The sequence below is a fragment of the Pseudomonas sp. TH39(2020) genome (genome assembly GCF_016650715.1).
GTDB lineage: Bacteria > Pseudomonadota > Gammaproteobacteria > Pseudomonadales > Pseudomonadaceae > Aquipseudomonas > Aquipseudomonas mandelii_C.
This window is the reverse complement of sequence record NZ_JAEKFF010000007.1, coordinates 952590-974002: the sequence shown is the minus strand read 5'-3', so window position 1 is coordinate 974002 and position 21413 is coordinate 952590. Positions and strand designations below refer to the sequence as shown.

20 protein-coding genes are annotated in these 21413 nt (G+C 59.1%); 13 read left to right on the top strand and 7 right to left on the bottom strand.

Annotation, left to right across the window (positions count from 1 at the left end; genetic code table 11):
• Positions 1 to 525: 525 nt before the first annotated feature.
• From JFU47_RS24885 to JFU47_RS24875, 3 genes are all read left to right on the top strand, one after another.
• A complete protein-coding gene (locus tag JFU47_RS24885; RefSeq protein WP_201186345.1) occupies positions 526 to 1884 on the top strand; it encodes a TolC family outer membrane protein in 1359 nt (452 codons plus the stop codon).
• A gap of 159 nt (positions 1885 to 2043) precedes the next feature.
• A complete protein-coding gene (locus tag JFU47_RS24880; RefSeq protein WP_201186344.1) occupies positions 2044 to 4203 on the top strand; it encodes a type I secretion system permease/ATPase in 2160 nt (719 codons plus the stop codon).
• A gap of 9 nt (positions 4204 to 4212) precedes the next feature.
• The gene (locus JFU47_RS24875; RefSeq protein ID WP_201186342.1) at positions 4213 to 5592 is read left to right on the top strand and encodes an HlyD family type I secretion periplasmic adaptor subunit; all 1380 of its coding nucleotides are present in this window, start codon (positions 4213 to 4215) and stop codon (positions 5590 to 5592) included.
• A gap of 131 nt (positions 5593 to 5723) precedes the next feature.
• Here JFU47_RS24875 and JFU47_RS24870 read toward each other — a convergent pair whose 3' ends face one another.
• Both JFU47_RS24870 and JFU47_RS24865 read right to left on the bottom strand, forming a co-directional pair.
• Positions 5724 to 6320 (bottom strand): tRNA-uridine aminocarboxypropyltransferase, encoded by a 597-nt coding sequence (locus JFU47_RS24870; protein ID WP_201186339.1) that lies wholly within the window; start codon positions 6318 to 6320, stop codon positions 5724 to 5726.
• A 5-nt stretch (positions 6321 to 6325) separates the two neighbouring features.
• Positions 6326 to 7219 (bottom strand): LysR family transcriptional regulator, encoded by an 894-nt coding sequence (locus tag JFU47_RS24865; protein WP_201186337.1) that lies wholly within the window; start codon positions 7217 to 7219, stop codon positions 6326 to 6328.
• 971 nt (positions 7220 to 8190) lie between these two features.
• On the opposite strand from JFU47_RS24865, the gene speB reads away from it, so the two are divergent.
• The 6 genes from speB to JFU47_RS24835 all read left to right on the top strand — a co-directional run bounded on the left by speB (position 8191) and on the right by JFU47_RS24835 (position 13792).
• Positions 8191 to 9141 carry an agmatinase gene (gene speB / locus JFU47_RS24860; RefSeq protein ID WP_123364478.1) on the top strand — a complete coding sequence of 317 codons (951 nt, stop codon included), beginning with the start codon at positions 8191 to 8193 and terminating at the stop codon, positions 9139 to 9141.
• A gap of 9 nt (positions 9142 to 9150) precedes the next feature.
• Entirely contained in the window at positions 9151 to 9558 is a 408-nt protein-coding gene (locus tag JFU47_RS24855; protein ID WP_140895625.1) for a YybH family protein, read from the top strand.
• A gap of 54 nt (positions 9559 to 9612) precedes the next feature.
• Positions 9613 to 11124: a purine-cytosine permease family protein gene (locus JFU47_RS24850; protein WP_201186335.1), complete on the top strand. Its 1512-nt coding sequence runs from the start codon at positions 9613 to 9615 to the stop codon at positions 11122 to 11124.
• A gap of 169 nt (positions 11125 to 11293) precedes the next feature.
• Positions 11294 to 12673, top strand: coding sequence for a sodium:solute symporter (locus tag JFU47_RS24845; RefSeq protein WP_201186333.1), 1380 nt, complete (start codon positions 11294 to 11296; stop codon positions 12671 to 12673).
• An 85-nt stretch (positions 12674 to 12758) separates the two neighbouring features.
• The gene (locus tag JFU47_RS24840) at positions 12759 to 13484 is read left to right on the top strand and encodes an MBL fold metallo-hydrolase (protein WP_201186331.1); all 726 of its coding nucleotides are present in this window, start codon (positions 12759 to 12761) and stop codon (positions 13482 to 13484) included.
• Positions 13485 to 13540: 56 nt separating this feature from the next.
• Positions 13541 to 13792: an acyl carrier protein gene (locus JFU47_RS24835; RefSeq protein WP_123364473.1), complete on the top strand. Its 252-nt coding sequence runs from the start codon at positions 13541 to 13543 to the stop codon at positions 13790 to 13792.
• A gap of 199 nt (positions 13793 to 13991) precedes the next feature.
• Here JFU47_RS24835 and JFU47_RS33305 read toward each other — a convergent pair whose 3' ends face one another.
• Both JFU47_RS33305 and ptrR read right to left on the bottom strand, forming a co-directional pair.
• Positions 13992 to 14120, bottom strand: coding sequence for a PA1414 family protein (locus tag JFU47_RS33305; RefSeq protein ID WP_007914492.1), 129 nt, complete (start codon positions 14118 to 14120; stop codon positions 13992 to 13994).
• 139 nt (positions 14121 to 14259) lie between these two features.
• A complete protein-coding gene (ptrR, locus tag JFU47_RS24830; protein ID WP_201186329.1) occupies positions 14260 to 15153 on the bottom strand; it encodes a putrescine utilization regulator PtrR in 894 nt (297 codons plus the stop codon).
• 103 nt (positions 15154 to 15256) lie between these two features.
• Between ptrR and JFU47_RS24825 the strand changes: the two genes are divergently transcribed.
• Positions 15257 to 16438, top strand: a complete 1182-nt coding sequence (locus tag JFU47_RS24825) for an MFS transporter (RefSeq protein WP_201186327.1) — start codon at positions 15257 to 15259, stop codon at positions 16436 to 16438.
• On the opposite strand, the gene JFU47_RS24820 is transcribed toward JFU47_RS24825, so the two are convergent.
• Together JFU47_RS24820 and JFU47_RS24815 are read right to left on the bottom strand one after the other, a co-directional pair.
• Entirely contained in the window at positions 16383 to 17315 is a 933-nt protein-coding gene (locus JFU47_RS24820) for a DMT family transporter (RefSeq protein ID WP_123364470.1), read from the bottom strand. The genes JFU47_RS24825 and JFU47_RS24820 overlap by 56 nt on opposite strands.
• A 178-nt stretch (positions 17316 to 17493) precedes the next feature.
• Positions 17494 to 18330: a CvfB family protein gene (locus JFU47_RS24815; RefSeq protein WP_033056115.1), complete on the bottom strand. Its 837-nt coding sequence runs from the start codon at positions 18328 to 18330 to the stop codon at positions 17494 to 17496.
• Between the two features lie 351 nt (positions 18331 to 18681).
• Here JFU47_RS24815 and JFU47_RS24810 point away from each other — a divergent pair, with 351 nt between their 5' ends.
• From JFU47_RS24810 to JFU47_RS24800, 3 genes are all read left to right on the top strand, one after another.
• Positions 18682 to 18870: a hypothetical protein gene (locus JFU47_RS24810; protein WP_017337097.1), complete on the top strand. Its 189-nt coding sequence runs from the start codon at positions 18682 to 18684 to the stop codon at positions 18868 to 18870.
• Between the two features lie 219 nt (positions 18871 to 19089).
• The gene (locus JFU47_RS24805; RefSeq protein ID WP_123364468.1) at positions 19090 to 19806 is read left to right on the top strand and encodes a TorF family putative porin; all 717 of its coding nucleotides are present in this window, start codon (positions 19090 to 19092) and stop codon (positions 19804 to 19806) included.
• Positions 19807 to 19886: 80 nt separating this feature from the next.
• The gene (locus tag JFU47_RS24800) at positions 19887 to 20756 is read left to right on the top strand and encodes a DUF6279 family lipoprotein (protein ID WP_201186325.1); all 870 of its coding nucleotides are present in this window, start codon (positions 19887 to 19889) and stop codon (positions 20754 to 20756) included.
• A gap of 125 nt (positions 20757 to 20881) precedes the next feature.
• On the opposite strand, the gene JFU47_RS24795 is transcribed toward JFU47_RS24800, so the two are convergent.
• Positions 20882 to 21271, bottom strand: coding sequence for a transcriptional regulator (locus tag JFU47_RS24795; RefSeq protein WP_201186323.1), 390 nt, complete (start codon positions 21269 to 21271; stop codon positions 20882 to 20884).
• Positions 21272 to 21413 lie beyond the last annotated feature (142 nt).

The window sequence follows — 21413 nt, the reverse complement described above, 5'->3', positions numbered from 1 at the left end:
ACGGGTTGCCTGGCGGAATCGCCTGCTGGCAGTGGTTACCTGAAGTAAGCCGCTGCCCTGGCGCCGTTCTCGCCAAGCGTACCGCTCGCGGGCGACGTGTCTGCTGCGCGATAAAAACCCTCTGCAATCAATGGCATCGGGATCCACTTGCGCAACAATTCGCCCTTTGAGCGATGCGTAACGGTTTTGATCCACCAAGGTGACAAAAAACCGTCACCTCAAAACCGTCCGCTTCCCTCCCCTCCAGCACTTCCCCGCCCTATGTCGATATGTGGTCTGGAACTTTCCTCAAACCCCGAAGAGCGCCCTAACGCTCAGAAATCAAGGGCTTTCGCAGTGAACAATGTGCTGGATTTTACGGAGCGCATAAGTTTTTTTTGGCATATACTTTATGAAAAATTCTTCTATGGTTCTCTCTAGAATGTTCTTAGCTCTGTTGTTACAAGCATGAAACGGTTTTCACTATAAATGCCGTCAAATATTTGGCGACTGATAAGCACCATTAGGAATCAGGGAGAGGCACCCATGCGCGTTTTAACCCCCCTCTGCAGCGCAATTCTGCTGGCCATGGCCTGCACTTCACAGGCTCAGGCCATGTCATTGACGGAGGCAATCCAGAGCACCATCGCGACCCACCCGGAGCTGGCGTCGCGTGTAGACAGCCGCCTCTCGGCCGATGAGCAAGTGAAAGTCGCCAAGGGAGGATTTTATCCATCGGTTGATCTGAATGCCGCCTACGGGCGCGGGTACAGCGATAACACCAACACCCGGGCACTCGGCAATCACCACACCGAAATCCTGACCTACACCCAATCGGAATTACGTCTGCGGCAGATGCTCTTCGATGGTTTCAACACCTCGAACGAAGTCCAGCGAACCAAAGGCGTGGTCAATTCCCGGGCCTATTACGCTCAGGGCACCGCTCAGGATCTGGCGCTGCGCACCATTGAGGTCTACCTCGAAGTGCTCAAGCGCCGCGAACTGGTGACCCTGGCCACGAACAATCTGCAAGCGCACATGCGGGTCAACGATCAGATCGGTCTGCGCACCCAGCGTGGTATCGGCAGCACCGCCGACTCCGATCAGTCCGTCGCTCGCCGGGCACTGGCACAAAACAACCTCGATACCGCTGAAGTCGATCTGGCGGATGCCGAGTCGAACTTCTACGCCGTCGTGGGGCGCCTGCCCGATGAACTCGAAGCCCCGCCCTCGACCCGCGGCGAACTGCCCGCCACCCTGCAGGAAGCCCAGCAAAGCATGGTGGAAAACAACCCGTACCTGAAATCCGCCCAGGCCGATGTGCAATCGGCCGAGAGCCAGTACGAAGTTGCCAAGTCGCCGTTCTACCCTCGCTTCGACGCCGAAGCCGCCGTGGGTGCGAACAACAACGTGCAGGGCGATGAAGGCCACGACAACGAATGGCGCGTCGGCGTGGTGATGAACTACAACCTGTTCCGCGGTGGCAGCGACAAGGCTCGCCTGGCCTCCGATGCGCACCTGATCAACCAGGCGATGGACATCCGCAACAATGCCCTGCGCCAACTCAACGAGAACATTCACCTGGCCTGGAACGCCATGGTCAATGCCAAGAAACAAACCCCGACCGCCCGCGAATACGCGGATACCAGCCGACGCGTGCGCGTGGCGTATCAGGACCAGTTCGGCCTCGGTCAACGCACCCTGCTCGACCTGCTGGACAGTGAAAACGAGCTCTACAACGCCAACCGCCGCTACACCGAAGTGCGCTACACCGAGGAGTTCTCGATGTACCGCGTGCTGGCGAACATGGGGCAGTTGCTGAGCAAACAAAGGGTGGTGTTGCCCGCCGATGCGATCGCCTCCACGGAAGTAAAAAACGAAGCCCGTTTGCCTGAACTGAAGTAACCCCTGCAGGAGCTGCCGCAGGTTCGGGCCGCGTTCGGACGATCTTTTGATCTTGATCCTGAAAAAAACAAGATCAAAAGATCGTCCGAACTCGGCCCGAACCTGCGGCAGCTCCTACAGAGAGATGTGTAGATACCTATGCCAACGGGAGCGATCAATGTGACCAGCATGGAACCCGGCAACATCAGTGTTGATCCGCGGCTGAGCTTCGATGACCCGCTTCTGGACGGTCTGTTGATCCTCTGCAAACTCCATGGTGCGACGGTCAGTCGCGCCAGCCTGAGTGCCGGGCTCCCCCTGAACAAACAACGCTTGAGCCTGGACCTGCTGCCTCGCGCAGCGGCCCGGGCCAGTTTGCAGGCGCGATTGCTGCGCCGTGAACTGGCGGACATTTCCGCCCTCAACCTGCCTGTAATGCTGATCCTCAACAACGGCCGTACTGCCGTTCTACGACGCTTTGGCGATGACGGGCAGTTGCTGATTTTGCCGAGCGAAGCCGACGGCGGTGAACAATGGGTCAGCACGGACGAGCTGGCCGAGAATTACAGCGGCCAGGCCTTGTTCGCGCGGCCACGGCATGAACTCGAAGACTTGCGCTCACCGCTGGTGCCACGGGTGGAGGCGTGGTTTCGCGACACGTTGAAGCTGTCGAAGTGGCTGTACAGCGACGCGATTCTGGCGAGTTTCCTGATCAACCTGCTGGGGATGATGGTGCCGCTGTTCGTGATGCAGACCTACGACCGGGTGGTGCCGAACCAAGCCACGTCGACGTTGTGGGTGCTGTCCATCGGCTTGCTGATCGGCACCGGTTTCGAACTGGTGTTGCGGGTGGTGCGCGCGCACCTGCTGGACACCGCCGGGAAGAAAACCGACGTGATCCTTTCGGCCACGTTGTTCGAACGCATCACCGGCATGGCGATGAAAGCGCGGCCGGCGACCATTGGTGGTTTCGCCCAAAGCATCCATGACTTCCAGGGCCTGCGGGAATTCCTCACCGCCGTAACGCTGACGAGCCTCATCGACCTGCCCTTTGCCGTGCTGATGCTGGTGGTGATCGGCCTGCTCGGCGGCTGGCTGGTGGTGATTCCGTTACTGGCGTTTCCGATCACGATCATCTTCGCAATGGTGATCCAGGTGCGCCTGCGCGACACCGTACAGAAAAGCCTGACCCTGGGCGCCGAACGCCAGGCACTGCTGATCGAAACCCTCGGCGGTCTGGAAACCCTCAAGGCCTGCAGCGCCGAAAGCGAACGCCAGCACAAATGGGAAAGCACCCACGGCGCCCTCACCCGCCTCGACAGCCATGCGCGCAACCTCTCGGCACTGGCCACCAACGGCACGCTGTTCATCCAGCAATTCTCTGGCATGGCGACCATCGTCGCCGGGGTCTACAGCATCATCGCCGGCAACCTCAGCGTCGGCGCGCTGGTGGCGACCTACATGCTCGGCAGCCGGGTGCTCGCGCCGCTGGGGCAGATTGCCGGTTTGATCACTCGCTACCAGCAAGCGCAACTGACCATGAAAAGCACCGATGCGCTGATGTCCTTGCCGCAGGAACGCGACGCCAAACAACGGCCGCTGGAACGCACGCAACTGCAAGGCGCGATAGACGTCAGCAGTGTGACCTTCCACTACAACGGCCAGAACGCTCCGGCCTTGGCCAACATCAGCTTCAGCGTGAAACCCGGCGAGCGGATCGGCATCATCGGTCGCAGCGGCTCAGGCAAAAGTACGCTGGCGCGGCTGGTAATGGGTTTCTACGCACCGGAAGAAGGCCAGCTGCTGCTCGATGGCCTGGACTTGCGGCAACTAGACGTCGCCGACCTGCGTCAGCAAATCGGTTACGTCGCCCATGACCTGCCACTGTTGGCCGGCAGCCTGCGCGACAACCTGACCCTCGGCGCACGCTACATCAGCGATTCACGGATGCTCGAAGTCGCCGAGCTGACCGGTGTCACCGAGCTGGCGCGTCAGCATCCGCAAGGCTTCGACCGGCCGGTGGGTGAACGCGGACAACTGCTGTCCGGCGGTCAACGTCAGGCGGTGTTGCTGGCCCGCGCCTTGTTGCTGGATCCGCCGATCATGTTGCTCGACGAACCCACCAGCGCCATGGACAACAGCAGCGAAGACGTTCTGCGGCAAAAACTCCACCGCTGGGTCCAGGGCAAAACCCTGCTGCTGGTGACCCACCGTACCTCGATGCTCAGCCTGGTGGATCGGCTGGTGGTGCTGGACAACGGGCGGATCGTCGCCGACGGTCCGAAAGAAGTGGTCATCGATGCACTGCGCAAGGGCCGTGTCGGCTCTGCGGCTGTCTAGGAGCTAGCCATGGCCCGTTCATCATCCGACGCGTCGCGCTCTAATTCGAAGCCACGCGGCTACTTTGGCAGTTTCAGCAAAAGCGCCGAAAGCGAATTCATGCCGGAAACCGCCGGCGCCTCATTGCAGGATTCCCCACGCTGGTCGCGGATCACCGTGTGGCTGGCGGCGGCGCTGATTATCACGGCGGTGGTCTGGGCCAAGTTCGCGGTGCTGCAGGAAGTGACCATGGGCGAAGGCAAGGCGATTCCGTCGAGCAAAGTTCAAGTGATCCAGAACCTGGAGGGCGGCATCGTCACTGAGATCTTCGTTCGCGAAGGGCAAATGGTGAACAAGGGCGACACCTTGCTGCGCCTCGATGACACTCGATTCCTGTCGAACAAGGGCGAAAGCGAGGCGGATCGTTATGCGCTGACCGCGCAGGTCGAACGGCTGTCGGCCGAAGCGGAAGGCCGGCCGTTCAAGCTGTCCCCGGAAGTGATCGCCAAGGCGCCGCAAGTGGCCGAAGACGAGCGCTCACTGTACGAGCAACGGCAACGGCGACTGGCCAGCGAACAGCGCACCCTGAGTGAGCAACTTCGGCAGAAATCCCAGGAACTGGCGGAGTTCCGCTCGAAGCAGGGCCAATTCAGTTCAAGCCTGGCATTGCTGCAACAAGAGATGAACATGTCCGCGCCGCTGGTGGGCACCGGGGCGGTTTCGCCGGTGGAAATCCTGCGACTCAAACGCAGTGCGGTGGAGATTCGCGGCTCATTGAACGCTACGACCCTGGCGATTCCCCGTGCGGAATCGGCGATCAATGAGATCAAAAGCAAGATTGATGAGTCCGAACAATCCTTCCGCTCCGACGCGGCGAAAGAGCTGAATGAAAAGCGCACAGACCTGTCGAAAATCACGGCATCGAGCATTGCTATTGATGACCGCGTAACCCGTACCACGGTTGTGTCGCCGGTTCACGGGATTATCAAAGTGCTGAAGGTCAACACCATCGGCGGCGTGGTCCAGCCGGGCAGCGACATGGTGGAAATCGTGCCCATTGAAGACAACTTGCTGATCGAAGCCAAGGTCCGGCCGCAGGACGTCGCATTTCTGCACCCGGGACAGAAAGCCATGGTCAAGTTCAGTGCTTACGACTACACGATTTATGGTGGGTTGAGTGCGAAGCTGGAGTTGATTGGGGCGGACACGATTACGGATGACAAGGGCAACAGCTTCTACCTGATTCAGGTACGCACGGATAAAAACCATTTGGGTGGCGACATCAAACCATTGCTGATCATTCCGGGGATGGTGGCGACGGTGGATATCATTACCGGGGAGAAAAGTGTGCTGGATTACTTGCTCAAACCGGTACTCAAAGCCCGGACCGAGGCGATGCGCGAGCGGTAGTTTCTTGCCGGAATGGGTGGTGATTGTTCTATCGTCTTCGCGAGCAGGCTCGCTCCCACAGTGGTTTTGCGTCGTCCACAAATCAACTGTCGGAGCGAGCCTGCTCGCGAAGAGGCCCTTACAGCCGCCAGTTATTTCGGCCCATGGTTACGCTGGTAGGTCTCCTCCCCCATCGCCGCAATCTGCCCCTCGATCAACGCCTCGAACGGTTTCAACAAGGGTTCAAAAGAGCTCGGCGCTTCCAGTGTCTGCAACGCCTGCACAATCGCCTCCACCGTCGACAACGCCCCCGGCCCGGGGGCTTTGCGCAGTCGATATCGAGACACCCCGCCGTCCGCCAACGTCACTCGTGGCAACGCCGCCAGCAACGGATTGAGGTGCAGCATCTTGCGCGCCTTGCGCCAGGTGCCGTCCGGGACGACCAGCAACAGCGGCTCGTCATTCGCGGTGTACGCCTGCAACGACTGCGCATCGTCAGCCGGAAACAACAACCGCGCCTGATACCCCGGTTGATTCAACAGCGCTGGCAAATCCTCGAACACCTCGCCAACCATCAGCTCGGCATTCTTCAACCCCAACGCCGCCAACCGCGCGGTGTTCAGCGCATGGTTCACTTCGCTGGGATGCTGCAACAACAGCACTCGGGTGCGGCTGTCGAGGCTCGGAATCAGCGGGCACAGGCAATGGGTTTGCGGACGCAGGCAGCGCGTACATTGGATTCTGGACATAGTTTTCAAGCCTGATTCAGTTGCGCTTTGAGCAAATCGCGAAAGGTCTGGATCAGCGGCTCGCGGCTGCGGCCACGACGCACGATCATCGAAAACGGCGCCTGATAACCGAAGGTCGCCGGCAGCAGCACTCGCAAATCGCCCTTATCCGCCCAAGCCTGCGCGTAGTGCTCCGGCAGGTAACCAATGTAGGCGCCCGACAGCACCAGAATCAGCTGCGCCTCCATACTTTCCACCGTCGCCGCGCTGTGTTTGAAGCCGTGGCGTGCCAGTTCCGCCTGGCTCCAGTATCCACGACCAACCATGCGTTGCTGAGTGATGACTTGCTCGGGAATGCGCCGCTCGGTGAACAGCGGATGACGACTGCTGCAATACAACCAGTGTTGTTCGCGGTACAGCGGCATGTAGACCAGACCGCTCATGCGCGTGGAGAACGCGCCGATGGCCAGGTCGAGGCGGTTGTCCTGCACGCCGAGTTGCAGTTCGTAAGGGCTCATGACCGACAAATGCAAATGCACGGCCGGGTGTTCCTGGCTGTAGGCGCCAATGGCTTCGGCGAACGGCAAGGCCTTGTCGCTGACGGTGGAGTCGATGACGCCGAGGTTCAAGGTGCCGCGCAGTTCGCCTTTGAGGGCGGCAGCGTATTGCTCGAAGCCTTCGAGTTCACCGAGCAGACGCAGGGTTTCCTGGTGGAACAGTTCGCCTTTGCTGGTCAGGCTGAAACCACCACGACCGCGATGGCAGAGCACCAGACCGAGGGCGGTTTCGAGCTGGCTCATGTAAGTGCTGATGGCCGAGGTCGAGAGGTTGAGCTCTTGCTGGGCGTTGGCAAACCCCTGATGGCGAACCACACTGACGAAGATGCGCAACAGTTTCAGGTCGGGTAATGCGTTGGCCATGGGGGCTCCGGGTTTTAGAAATGTGTTGCCTGTTGAATCCACCCCTCACCCCAGCCCTCTCCCCACGGGGGAGAAGGGGAAAGGGAGCCGATCTCCATCGCTTTCAAATCCTGAGTTTGACTCGATATTTCAGGTCGATGTAATTCCCGAGAACACCTCGATCAGTCCCCTCTCCCCCCTGGGGAGAAGGGGAAAGGGAGCCGATCTCCATGGCTTTCAAATCCTGAGTTTGACTCGATATTTCAGGTCGGTGTAATTCCCGAGATCACCTCGGTCAGTCCCCTCTCCCCCCTGGGGAGAAGGGGAAAGGGAGCCGATCTCCATGGCTTTCAAATCCTGAGTTTGACTCGATATTTCAGGTCGATGTAATTCCCGAGAACACCTCGATCAGTCCCCTCTCCCCCCTGGGGAGAAGGGGAAAGGGAGCCGATCTCCATGGCTTTCAAATCCTGAGTTTGACTCGATATTTCAGGTCGATGTAATTCCCGAGAACACCTCGGTCAGTCCCCTCTCCCCCTGGGGAGAAGGGGAAAGGGAGCCGATCTCCATGGCTTTCAAATCCTGAGTTTGACTCGATATTTCAGGTCGATGTAATTCCCGAGAACACCTCGGTCAGTCCCCTCTCCCCCCTGGGGAGAAGGGGAAAGGGAGCCGATCTCCATGGCTTTCAAATCCTGAGTTTGACTCGATATTTCAGGTCGATGTAATTCCCGAGAACACCTCGATCAGTCCCCTCTCCCCCCTGGGGAGAGGGTTAGGGTGAGGGGTCGTTCTTGAGGCGAGCACAAATCTCAATGCCGCAAAGTCTAATCCCCCTCCAGCCATTAGTTTAGAAAAATCTGAACTAAGTATTTGCCCGTAGCGATTCTTCCCGGCCACTACATTTCGCAGAATTGCCCCCACAGCGGTGCCTGCGTCTCCCCGACCTGCGCAACCGACATAAATAAAACAACGACGATGAGGCCTTACCCGTGGACAAGATTCTTCACCAACCACTGGGCGGCAATGAAATGCCGCGCTTCGGCGGCATCGCCACCATGATGCGCCTTCCCCATTTGCCAACCGCTGCCGGTCTGGATGCTGCCTTCGTTGGCGTCCCGCTGGACATCGGCACGTCCCTGCGCCCAGGCACCCGTTTCGGACCTCGCGAAATCCGCGCTGAATCGGTGATGATCCGCCCGTACAACATGGCCACCGGCGCTGCACCGTTCGACTCGCTGTCGGTTGCCGACATCGGTGACGTGGCGATCAACACGTTCAACCTGCTGGACGCGGTACGGATCATCGAAGAGTCCTACCACAAAATCCTCGAACACAATGTGATCCCCCTGACCCTCGGCGGCGACCACACCATCACCCTGCCCATCCTGCGTGCGATCCATAAGAAGCACGGCAAGGTCGGCCTGGTGCACATCGACGCTCACGCGGATGTGAACGATCACATGTTCGGCGAGAAAATCGCCCACGGCACCACCTTCCGTCGCGCCGTTGAAGAAGGCCTTCTGGACAACGACCGTGTCGTGCAAATTGGTCTGCGCGCTCAGGGCTACACCGCTGACGACTTCAACTGGAGCCGCAATCAAGGCTTCCGCGTGGTTCAGGCCGAAGAGTGCTGGCACAAATCCCTGGCCCCGTTGATGGCTGAAGTTCGCGAGAAAGTCGGCGGCGGTCCGGTGTACTTGACTTTCGACATCGACGGCATCGACCCTGCCTGGGCGCCAGGTACCGGCACCCCGGAAATCGGTGGTCTGACGACCATTCAGGCAATTGAAATCGTTCGCGGCTGCCAAGGCCTCGACCTGGTCGGTTGCGATCTGGTAGAAGTCTCGCCCGCTTACGACACCACCGGCAACACCTCGCTGCTGGCCGCCAACCTGCTGTACGAAATGCTCTGCGTACTGCCTGGCGTGGTCCACCGCTGAGGATTGGTCGTGAACGAACGTGATCAGGTACTCAAGGCCGCTGCCGATCTGGTAACCGCCTTTGCCCGTAATGATCGCGAAGCTTACTTCGGCGCCTTCAGCGCCGACGCCAGCTTCGTGTTCTACACCCTCGAGCAGCCCCTGCTGTCGCGCGATGCCTATCAGGCGTTGTGGGACACCTGGCGCTCGGAGGATGGCTTCGAAGTGCTTTCGTGTACTTCAAGCAACGCCTTCGTCAGCCTGCAGGGTGACGTGGCGATTTTCATCCATGACGTGGCCACCGAGCTGCGCATGCAAGGGGAGCAACACTTCAGCCAGGAGCGCGAGACGATTGTGTTTCGCCGACAACAACAAGGCCCATGGCTGGCCTGCCACGAACATTTGTCCGCGATGCCGGAAGGGCTGCCAACCCCTTAGCCAAACAGGTGACGCTCGCACACGATGAGCGCGCCTTTATGATCGGAGCTGATCATGAATAACAACAACAAAGACCAAAGCCTTACGCACATTGAAACCTACGGGGTCGAACAGATCCCGGACAGTGAACGCACCGCAGGCCCGACGGATTTGTTCCGGATGATCTTCGGTGGTTCCAACACGTTTGCCACCGCCGTGCTCGGCAGTTTCCCGGTACTGTTCGGCCTGTCTTTTCAGGCGGGCGTCTGGGCGATTGTGCTGGGCGTGTTGCTGGGCTCGCTGATCCTCGCGCCAATGGGCCTGTTCGGTCCGATCAATGGCACCAACAACGCCGTGTCTTCCGGTGCACACTTCGGCGTGCACGGGCGGATCGTCGGTTCGTTTCTGTCGCTGTTGACCGCCATCGCCTTCTTCTCGCTCTCGGTGTGGAGTTCGGGTGATGCGCTGATCGGTGGCGCCAAACGCCTGATCGGTCTTCCGGAAACCGACCTGACCCTGGGCCTGGCCTACGGTCTGTTCGCGATCCTGGTACTGACAGTCTGCATCTATGGCTTCCGCTTCCTGCTGTGGGTCAACAAGATCGCAGTGTGGAGTGCCAGCCTGTTGTTCCTGCTGGGCATCTTCGCCTTCATCGGCCCGTTCGATGTGAACTACGCCGGCACCGTCAGCATGGGCCAACCCGGCTTCTGGGCCGCCTTCATCGGCGCGGCGCTGGTGGCAATGAGCAACCCGATTTCCTTCGGTGCGTTCCTCGGTGACTGGTCGCGTTACATCCCGCGTGATACCTCCAAGCACCGGATCATGGCGGCGGTGGTGATCTCGCAGATCGCAACCTTCATCCCGTTCCTGTTCGGCCTCGCCACCGCCACCATCGTAGCGATCAAGGCACCGGACTACATCGCGGCCAACAACTACGTCGGCGGCCTGCTGGCAGTTTCACCAAGCTGGTTCTTCCTGCCGGTGTGCCTGATCGCGGTGATCGGCGGCATGTCCACCGGCACCACCTCGCTCTATGGCACCGGGCTGGACATGTCCAGCGTGTTCCCTCGTGTGCTGTCGCGGGTCAAGGCCACGTTGTTGATCGGCGTAATGTCGATTGCCTTCATCTTCATCGGCCGTTTTGCAGCGAACCTGGTGCAGAGCGTGTCGACCTTCGCCGTGCTGATCATCACCTGCACCACTCCGTGGATGGTGATCATGATCATCGGCCTGCTGGTGCGCCGTGGCTTCTACTGCCCGGATGACCTGCAAGTGTTCACCCGCGGCGAAAAAGGTGGCCGCTACTGGTTCACGCATGGCTGGAACTGGCGTGGGCTGGGTGCCTGGATCCCGAGTGCTGCGGTGGGCTTGTGCTTTGTGAACCTGCCTGGGCAGTTCGTTGGCCCGCTCGGTGAACTGGCCGGCGGCATCGACATCAGCTTGCCGGTCACCCTTGGCCTGGCGTCGCTGGTGTACCTGGCGCTGTTGAGCCTGTTCCCGGAATCGGCCGCGGTGTTCGGTCCAAACGATGCACGCAGCAAGGGTGCAAGCACCATGGCAAAACCTGAACTACGTCAGCCCGCCTGACAACCTTTCCCTTGTGGGAGCGAGACCGGCTTGCCGGCGATGACGGCGGCACATCCAACATTGATGTGACTGCAAGACCGCTATCGCGAGCAGGCTCACTCCCACAGAAGGATGCCCCACAGAAATATTTTTGTTTCACCATAAAAAAGACAATCGGAGACACGCCATCATGGCATTGGATTTATTCGTCGTACTCATCTACGCCGCCGCGATGCTGATACTCGGCTACTACGGCATGCGCAAGGCCAAGACCAACGAAGACTTTTTGGTCGCCGGTCGTAACCTCGGCCCGAGCCTGTACATGGGCACCATGGCCGCCACCGTCCTGGGCGGCGCGTCCACCGTCGGCACCGTGCGCCTGGGCTACGTCTATGGCATCTCCGGTTTCTGGCTCTGCGCGGCCCTCGGTTGCGGGATCGTGGCACTGAACCTGTTTCTCGCCAAACCGCTGCTGAAACTGAAGATCTACACCGTTACCCAGGTATTGGAAAAACGCTACAACCCGATGGCCCGCTCCGCGAGCGCGGTGATCATGCTGGCCTACGCGCTGATGATCGGCGTGGTCTCGATCCTGGCCATTGGCACCGTGCTGCAAGTGCTGTTCGACCTGCCGTTCTGGCTGTCAGTATTGGTCGGTGGTGGCGTGGTGGTGATTTATTCGGCGATCGGCGGCATGTGGTCCCTGACCCTGACCGACATCGTCCAGTTCGTCATCAAGACCGTGGGCCTGATGTTCATCCTGTTGCCAATCTGCCTGTACCGCGTCGGTGGTTGGGATGAGTTGGTGCTGAAACTGCCGGCAACCGCCTTCAGCTTCACCACGATTGGCTGGGACACCATCATCACCTACTTCATGATCTACTTCTTCGGGATCCTGATCGGCCAGGATATCTGGCAGCGTGTGTTCACCGTCCGCACCGCCAAAGTCGCTCAGTACGCCGGTACTTTCGCGGGCATCTACTGCATCTTCTACGGCCTGGCTTGTGCCCTGATCGGCATGGCCGCTCATGTACTGATCCCGGACCTGGACAACGTCAACAACGCCTTCGCCGCCATCGTCAAACTGTCCCTGCCGGATGGTATCCGTGGCCTGGTGATCGCCGCCGCCCTGGCGGCCATGATGTCCACCGCCAGTGCCGGCCTGCTCGCCGCTGCCACCACCCTGACCGAAGACCTGCTGCCGAAACTGCGCGGTGGTAAACAGTCGAGCCTGGGCATGAACCGCCTGTTCACCCTGCTGACCGGCATCGTGGTACTTGGCATCGCTCTGGTCGTGAATGACGTGATCAGTGCCCTGACCCTGGCGTACAACCTGCTGGTGGGCGGCATGCTGATCCCGCTGATCGGTGCGATTTTCTGGAAACGTGCAAACACCGCGGGCGCTATCGCCAGCATGGGCATGGGCTTCGCCACGGCGCTGGTGTTCATGTTCAAAGACGGTCTGGATGCCAACACCCCGATCTACTACAGCCTCGGCGTTGGTCTGGTGAGCTTCGTGCTGGTCAGCCTGATGTCCCGTCGCCCGGTAATGGTGGCCAACGCCGCCTAAGCTGAACATAACGACTTGATGCTTTCTTCGACGGGTGTGGCGTCGGTTGCCACACCCGTTTTTTTTCGTCTGGAGAAAACCTTTGATGAAGATTGTTTCTCGCGATCAGTGGTTCGAGGTGAAACAGCTCAGTGATGGCATTCGCCTGATTCACGAGCCTTACATCCGCCCCTTCTATCGCTGCAACCTCTGGCACATCCAGGGCCGCGACAAAGACTTGCTGCTCGACAGCGGTTCCGGGCTGGTCAGCCTGCGCGAGCAACTGCCGTGGATCACCGAGCGGCCGCTGGTCGCCGTGGCCAGCCATTGCCATTTCGACCACATCGCCGGCCATCACGAATTTCCTGAACGACTGGTGCATCCGGCTGAAGCGCAGATCCTCGCGTCACCGGACGGCGAAAACACACTGAGCACGGCGTTTGTCGGCGACGAGATGTTCGAAGCGCACCCGGATTGCCCGTTATGCTACGCCGAGTATCGGGTCAAAGCCGCACCAGCCACAGGTTTGATCGAAGAAGGTGACGTGCTGGATCTGGGCAACCGCACGCTGCAAGTGCTGCACACGCCGGGGCATTCACCGGGCGGCATCAGCCTGTACGAAGCGGCGACCGAGACCCTGTTCAGTGGCGACATCATCTACGACGGGCCGCTGATCGAAGACGCCTACCACTCCAACCTTGACGACTACGCCCGCAGCCTGCAGCGTTTGCGCGAGTTGCCGATCCGCACGGTGCACGGCGGGCATTTCGGGAGTTTTTCCGGGGAACATTTGCGCACGATGATTGACGAGTGGCAGCGCTTGCACGTCTGAAGCCTGCTGTACTCAGCCCCAAGGGACAACAACAATAACGCCCTCGAAGAACCACCATGAAAAGAGCTGCCGTTCGTGCTGCCGTGCATCGCTTCATCCGCCGCCTGCTGGAGGGTCAGGATGACTTCGACGACAACGCGAGCCTCGCTCAATTGGGATTGGATAAAGAAGATATCGAAGAACTGATCTTCCATCTGGAAGATGAGCTGGGATTGACGGCGTTTACGGCCGAGGAAGATCAGATGCTCAAGACCGCCAGGACGGCGAATGACTTGAGCCTGTTTTTGATGGAGATCGGAAGGCACTAAGCCCGCCCACTCTCTTGAATTCACCTGGGCCCCTGTAGCAGCTGCCGAGCAGCGCGAGGCTGCGTTCGGCGGCGCAGCCGTCGTGAAACCTGCGACTTCATTCTTTCAAACTCACCGCGTTAGCCGGATTACGACTGCTCCGCAGCCGAACGCAGCCTCGCGCTGCTCGGCAGCTGCTACAACAACGGCTGCGTCGCGCTTACCGGCGACGCTGCTGGCGTCGGCGTTGTTCGTCGTCAGTGCGTATAGGCACAGGTTGCAGAGGTGGTTCGATCAAACCGAGTGCAACACCCAGGTCGTGCAGCCAGTTTTGGATTTTCTCTTTCATGGTGCCCCCTTCAGGGTAGTGCCGAGTGGCCAAAATTCTGTAGCCACTTCGCACTGATAATAGTCCGAAGTCCTACGTAATGCTCGCCCAAAGTCGCAATGATCTGTTACTGAATTGATCAAAATACCTGACCGATAGTTCAAGCCATCGCCAAGGCCTGACTCGGCGCCGACGGATAGACCAATTGTTGCTGCTCAAGCCAGGCGTTCAAGTTCGCCCCGACCATGCCTTTGCGCCACATCAGCCACGTGGTGGCACTGGCAAATGGCTCGACCAACGGATGCACCGCCACGCTTTCGCGGCCCGGCAGGCTGGCGAGCATCGACTCTGACATCAGCGCCACGCCAGAGCCAGCGATCACGCAGGCAAGCATCCCCGGATAAGACTCGATTTCCATCGCCCGGCCCATCGCCGCATGGTAATGGGCAAACCAGGCTTCCAGGCGCATCCGGTAGGAACAACCCTGCCGAAAGGTGAACACCGACCGCCCTTCCACATCCAGCGCGCTGAGAATCGGCGGGTGATCGGCCTCGCTGATCAGCACCAGCCGTTCGTCGCACAACGGCACGCCGTCCAGCCCGGCCAGTTCCAGCGGACCGTCCACCAACGCCGCATCGAGGCGACCGGTGAGTAAACCTTCAAGTAATTCGCCGCTTGGCCCGGACTGCACTTGCAGGTTCACCGCCGGGTAAGTGCGGTGATAACGCGCCAACAACCCCGGCAGATGAATCGCCGCCGTGCTGTACATGGTGCCGAGCACGAAGTCCCCAGCCGGTTGCCCGCCCTGCACCGCCGCTTGAGCTTCGTCGCGCAGATTGAACAACTTGGCGGTGTAATCCAGCAGGACTTTTCCTGCAGGCGACAATTGCAAACGCTGACGTTCACGCACGAACAGTTCTACGCCGAGTTGCTCTTCCAGCTGTTTAAGCCGGGTAGACAGGTTCGATGGCACCCGGTGCAGGCGTTCGGCAGCACGGGTGATGGAACCCTCCTCCGCAACTGCCTGGAAAATCCGCAATTGGCTGAATTCCACACCTTTCTCCAAATCAGAACAAGTTACTCACTATTATTCATTTTAAAAGAAAGTCAATCAGTCCTAGCCTGACGGTCATTGATCCTCTGTTGGAATTCAGACCATGTCCCCTCTGATTCGCTTACTCGCCAGTTTCATCGCACTGATGATGGCCATGGGTATCGGGCGTTTCGCCCTCACGCCTCAGTTGCCGCACCTGCTCAGTGAAGGCCAAATTGACCTGACCGCCGCCGGTCTGATTGCCGCGGCCAACTACCTCGGCTACTTCGTCGGTGCGGTGGACGCGATGTTCTCTCGCCGCCCCGAGCAAGTGCGCCGGCGTTTGCTCGGCGGTTTGTGGCTCTGTGTATTGCTGACATTGGCCTCGTTCTGGGCCAACGGGTTTTGGTCCCATCTGGTGCTGCGGTTCGGCACAGGCGTGGCCAGCGCCTGGGTGCTGGTGATGATCACCGCGTTGAGCCAGCCGTTGGCCGCGGCGGCCGGTCGTCCACGGCTCGGCGCCCTGGTATTTGCCGGACCGGGTTTGGGGATTTTTCTGACGGGCTTGCTGGCCTTGGGCTCGAACCTGCTGGGGCAGACTTCTGCTGCCTTGTGGCTGGTGTATGCCGGCGTCGGGCTGGCGATGTTGTTGGGGATTCTGCCCTTCCTGCCGCAACCGGCTACAACCGTGGCCGCCGCTCCCAGCGTCGCTGGTTCGGGAAATCATGGCATCGGCCGTTTAGGTGTGGTCTATGGATTGTACGGTTTGGGCTACATCATTCCGGCCACTTTCCTCTCGCAAATGGCCAATGCGCAGTTCCATGGCCAATGGCAGGCCGATCTGTTCTGGCCTTGCTTCGGTCTTGCTTCGGCCATCGGGGTGGTGCTGGTGAGTCTGCGTCGACAACACCCGCAGGGCACTCGCTATTGGCTGATGGCGACATTGTGGCTGCAAGCGGCTGGGGTTTTCGCTTGCTTGTTGGGCAGCGGCCCAGGCCTGGCCTTGGGCGTGATCCTTTGCGGCACGCCGTTCCTGGCCTGCATGCAGCTGGTAATGCAACGTTCCCGGGAACTGGCGCCCCACGCCACCCAGCGCAACGCCGGGCTGCTGACGGCGTGCTTTGCCGTGGGCCAGCTCAGCGGGCCGTTGCTGGCCGCGTTGAGCAGCCACTTCAGCGGTGGTTTGCAACTCGCACTGGTGTTCGCCGGCAGCGGTTTGATTGTCGCTGGCGGTCTGTTATTGCGCTCGGTCAGCTCTGCCCAAGGGCTTTGCGCAAGCGACGGCGCACCCACTGCTCGGCGCTGACAAAGGTGATGCCCAACAACACCAGCACCGCGCCGACAACGAAGTTGAAGCTCAGCGCTTCGCCCAGCAGCACCACGCCGAACGTGACGCCGAACAGCGGCGTCATGAACGAAAACACCGCCAGGTTTGCCGCCAGATAACGGCGCAACAGCCAGAACCAGGTCAGGTAACTGAAGAACGAGACCACCAATCCCTGGAACAACACACTGGCCACCGCCACGGTGGTCAGGCTGACGTGGGTGACCTGGCCGCTGAGGATCGCGATCAGCAACAGGCCAACGAAACCAACAATCAATTGATAGAACAGCGTCAGGGTCACCGGCGCTTCCGACAGGCGAGAGGCGCGCACCACCACCGTGGTTGCGCCCCAGGACGCGCCGGCCAGTACGCCCAGCGCATCGCCCATCAACATACGGTGATCGAGATTATCCCAGGACACCCCACCGGCAAAGGCGATGGCGATCCCGACGAAGGCGAGGAAAATCCCCAGCCACTGGACCGGCCTTAAACGCTCACTCGGTAACAGCCAATGAACGCCCAGTGCGGTGAAGATCGGCGCGGTGTAAAGGAACACCGACATGTGCGCGGCCGTGGTCAGTTGCAGGCCTTCGGAAATGAAGAAGAACTCCAGGCCAAAAAGCGCGCCAGCCAGTAGTCCACCGCGCCAGGTATTGCCCACTTGATCCCAGCCGCCCTTCCAGCAGATCAACAATCCTACGAGTAACGCGGAAATACCCGAGCGCCCGGCGGCCTGCATGACCGGCGCGATGTCTGGCGCCGCCCACTTGATCATCACTTGCTGAATACCCCAGATCAGGCACAACCCAATCATCACTTGCAGGGCAAACCCATCGGCGCTGCGCCGGGTGGCACTCACCGGAACACCTCGACAACACAATCCATGGCAGAAACTCGGCAGAAAAAAACAAAGCCCGGCATAGGGCAAAACGCCCCCCTGTAGCAGCTGTCGAGCCCCGGCGAGGCTGCGTCTTCGCAGCCGAACGCAGCCTCGCCGGGGCTCGACAGCTGCTACAAGAGCTTGACTGGTATTACGGTCAGCTCAGCTCAATGCGATCGGCATGAATGACGATCTGGCCGTTCTTGTACAACGCACCAATGGCCTTTTTGAAGTTGCCCTTGCTCACGCCAAACATACTGCTGATCACCGTCGGGTCGCTCTTGTCGCTGACCGGCAGGCTGCCATTGTTGTCGCGCAACTTGGCGAGAATCTTCGAGTTCAGGCTGGTGGCGGCTTCTTCGCCGACCGGTTGCAGGCTCAGGCTGATCTTGCCGTCGGCGCGGACTTCTTTGATAAAGCCCTTCTCTTCTTTACCGGCGCGCATGAACTTGAAGATTTCGTTCTTGTGAATCAGGCCCCAGTGCTTGTTGTTGATGATTGCCTTGAAGCCCATATCGGTGGCTTCGGCAACCAGCAAATCAACTTCCTGGCCAGGGGTGTAGTTGGCCGGGGTCTTGTCGAGGTAGCGGTCCAGACGCGCCGTCGCGGTGATGCGGCGGGTGTGCTTGTCGAGGTAGACGTGCACCACGACATACTCGCCGGCGGTCATCTGACGCTTTTCTTCGGAGTACGGCAGCAACAGATCCTTCGGCAAACCCCAATCCAGGAAAACACCGATGCTGTTGACTTCAACGACTTTTAAACTGGCGAACTCACCGACCTGAACTTTCGGCTTTTCGGTAGTTGCGATGAGTTTGTCATCGCTGTCCAGATAAATAAAAACGTTGAGCCAGTCTTCATCTTCGCTGGGAATATCTTTGGGAATATAACGATTAGGCAGGAGGATTTCGCCATCCGCGCCACCGTCCAGATATAAACCGAAGTTAGTGTGTTTAACCACTTGCAAACTGTTGTAGCGCCCGACTAAAGCCATTTCCAATACCCTCATTGCGTGGGCGGCATTCTACCCGGTTTTGCGGGCTGCGTTCGCTGGCCAGCCCGGTGGCGCAAGAAAATCCTCTGAAGGGCTTAATTTTCCTGGGTTTTACCGCACGCGCCTGGCCGCTCGTCAGGCCGTTCTGGCGATTTTCGCACCTGCCCACCAAGCGAAAAACTGTAGTTTTTCACGACCGTTCTTAGTTAAAACAGCAGCTTAGAGGCCTATTCAGAATAATAACTTGTGATTAACTCTTCATCTGCCCCGTGTATTTCGGGGGGATATTTACCAAGCAATTGTCAAGTATTTCCTGTACGATGCCTGGCCAAGTTAATTTTCTATAGGTTAATGGCCGCCATGCGTGTAAAAGCATCCAACAGCAAAGCAAAGCCAGCTCCAGCCGTTGAAACCAGCGAATCGATCAACAACCAGATTGCTGCATTCCTCAAGTCCGGCGGAGAGATCCAGCAAATTGCCAAAGGCGTCAGCGGCCAGACGTTCGGCCCGTCCAAGCAGATCACTCTGGGCAAGAAGTAACTTCCCCAAGATCCGCCGCGTCACCTGGTCCCTAAGCGCTTTGAGCTTCGAAGCGCTTGGACTGGAACCCTCCTCGCCACACCCCCGCAAACAAACCAATATTTCAAAAATCGACGAACGGCCCTCAATGCCGAGCATTCGCCGGTATGCTTGCACACGTCTAGATCAAGCGTTCCAGTAGGTTTTTAGTGCCTGCACCTCGCTGTCATGGAGTGACGCATGCTCAAACCCTCCTATTTATTGCTCGGCACCCTGCTGTCGTGCTCGGTCGCCAATGCGCAAATCTTTCAGCGTGAACTGGGCGACTTCGATCTCAAACTCGGCACCACCCCCAGCCGCAGCATGGCCCAGGGACTAGTCAAACCTTCCAGCACCGGCTCGTTCCACGGTGGGCTCGACCTGAGTCACGACAGCGGTTTTTACGTGGGCCAATGGGCACCCAGCATGGGTTTAACGCCAGGGGCCAACCTTGAAGTCGACTCCTACATGGGCTTTAAACAGCCTTTCGATAGTACCCTCGGGTACGAAGTCGGCATGATCCGTTACAGCTATCCGAAAGTGGACACCCTCGACAGCCAGGAGCTTTTCGGTGGCCTGACCTTTCTGGGCAGCCGTTTCGGCGCAGCCTTCAGCAACGATCCGGACAAGCAAAACAGCACCGTGTTCGCCGACCTGGGCGGCAATCAGCCGTTCGGCATCGGCATCAGCATGAAATACACCACCCACCAGCTCAACACGCCGGTGTCCGTCGACGGTGGCTATGTGGGCAACTTCACCGACTGGTCAGTGCAACTGTCCCGCCCGTTCATGGGCGTCGATCTGGACTTGATCTACAGTGACTCCAGCCTGAGCGGCAACAGCTGCTCCGCCTATTCCGGGCACAACAGCCAATGCGACGGGCTGCTCACCCTCAAGGCCGAACGCGCCTTTTATTGATCGGCTGAACTGCGAGGCTCATCCTGCGTTCACATAAAGAAGCCCATTAAAAAAGCCAGGCCTTCGCAAAGGATTCGCCCATGTCGCGCTGGTTGAAGTGTCTCGTCGTCGTTATCACCCTCAGTCTCGCCCTCGGTGCGTGCAGCCGCGTGGGCCTGGCCTATCGCAACCTCGACGTGATCATTCCGTGGACGCTCAGCGACTACCTGGACATGAACGGCGAGCAGAAAGGCTGGTTCAACGAGCGCCTCAAGGAACACCTGAGCTGGCACTGCACCACGCAACTGCCGGGCTACCTCGACTGGCTGGACCGCTTGCAAGTCATGGTCGAGACCAACCAGGTCACAGACGCTGCGCTGCAAGCCCGCACCCAGGAAGCCAAACAGGCCATCGCCCAGACCGCGAGGGAAATCACCCCATCGGCCATTGAGCTGTTACGGGGACTGAATGACCAGCAAGTCGCGGAGATGAATGAGGCCTTTGCCAAGGACCAGCGCAAACGCCAGGAGCAATACCTCAAACCGTCTCTTGATCAACAGATCAAGGCACGCAGCCAGCGTATGGAAAAACGTCTGAATGATTGGCTCGGCCCGCTCAGCGCAACCCAGCAGCTGCGTGTTGTCGCGTGGTCAAACGCCTTGGGTGACCAGAACACGCAATGGATCGCCAACCGCGTCCATTGGCAGAAGCAGTTCAGTGCGGCAGTTGCGCAGCGCCAGAGTCCAGAATTCCCACAGAGAATCGAGACGCTTCTGGTGAATCGAGAGAGCTTGTGGACGCCCGCTTATCGCCAGGCCTACGCCAACACCGAAGCTCAGGCACGGGGGCTATTTGTGGATTTGATGGCAGAGAGCACGCCAGAACAGCGCCAGCGGTTGCTGAAGAAAATCGACGGGGTGAGGAAGGATTTCAGTGATTTGAAGTGTTTGAAGGCGGTGCAGAAGGGTTAGGCGCAACACAAAATAAAATGTGGGAGCGAGCTTGCTCGCGATAGCGGCCTAACATTCAGCATCAATGTTGAATGTGATTCCCTCATCGCGAGCAAGCTCGCTCCCACAGGGGCTTGATGTGATCTTCAGGCAATCTGTGCCTTAGATGCGACCGTATCAAACGTCACCTCATCCAGCGCATCTTCCTGCTCATCCAACACCTGCCGCGGATGGTCATTCCCCGGAATACTGCTGTCGATCAGGCTCAATAAACTCGAGCCCCGAGGCGTCAAAATGTAATTCGATCCGGTGCCACCCTGCTCCTCAGGCCGAGGCTCGATATAACCACGCGCCAACAGTAACTTTTCATACTCACCGGCCACCGCTTTCAGGTGATCCAGGTTTTCAATAGTCTCGCCCTCCGCCGCTTTCTCCGCTGCATACTGTTCGGCATAGGGCCGTGGCGTGAAGCTACTTGCACCGTTCTGCACCTCGTGCAGCAAGCGTTCAATCAAATCCCAGTTATAAGTCGTCATCCTGATCAACCTCCAGTGCCCGCGAGTGAGATGGCCTTCATAGGTTGTGACCGACGCGTTTCGTAGCCGTTCAGCCGAGGTTTTTGCCTGTACCGACCGGCGGTATGTCGAATTGAGCGCAGGCCAAACGACTAGGCTGTGT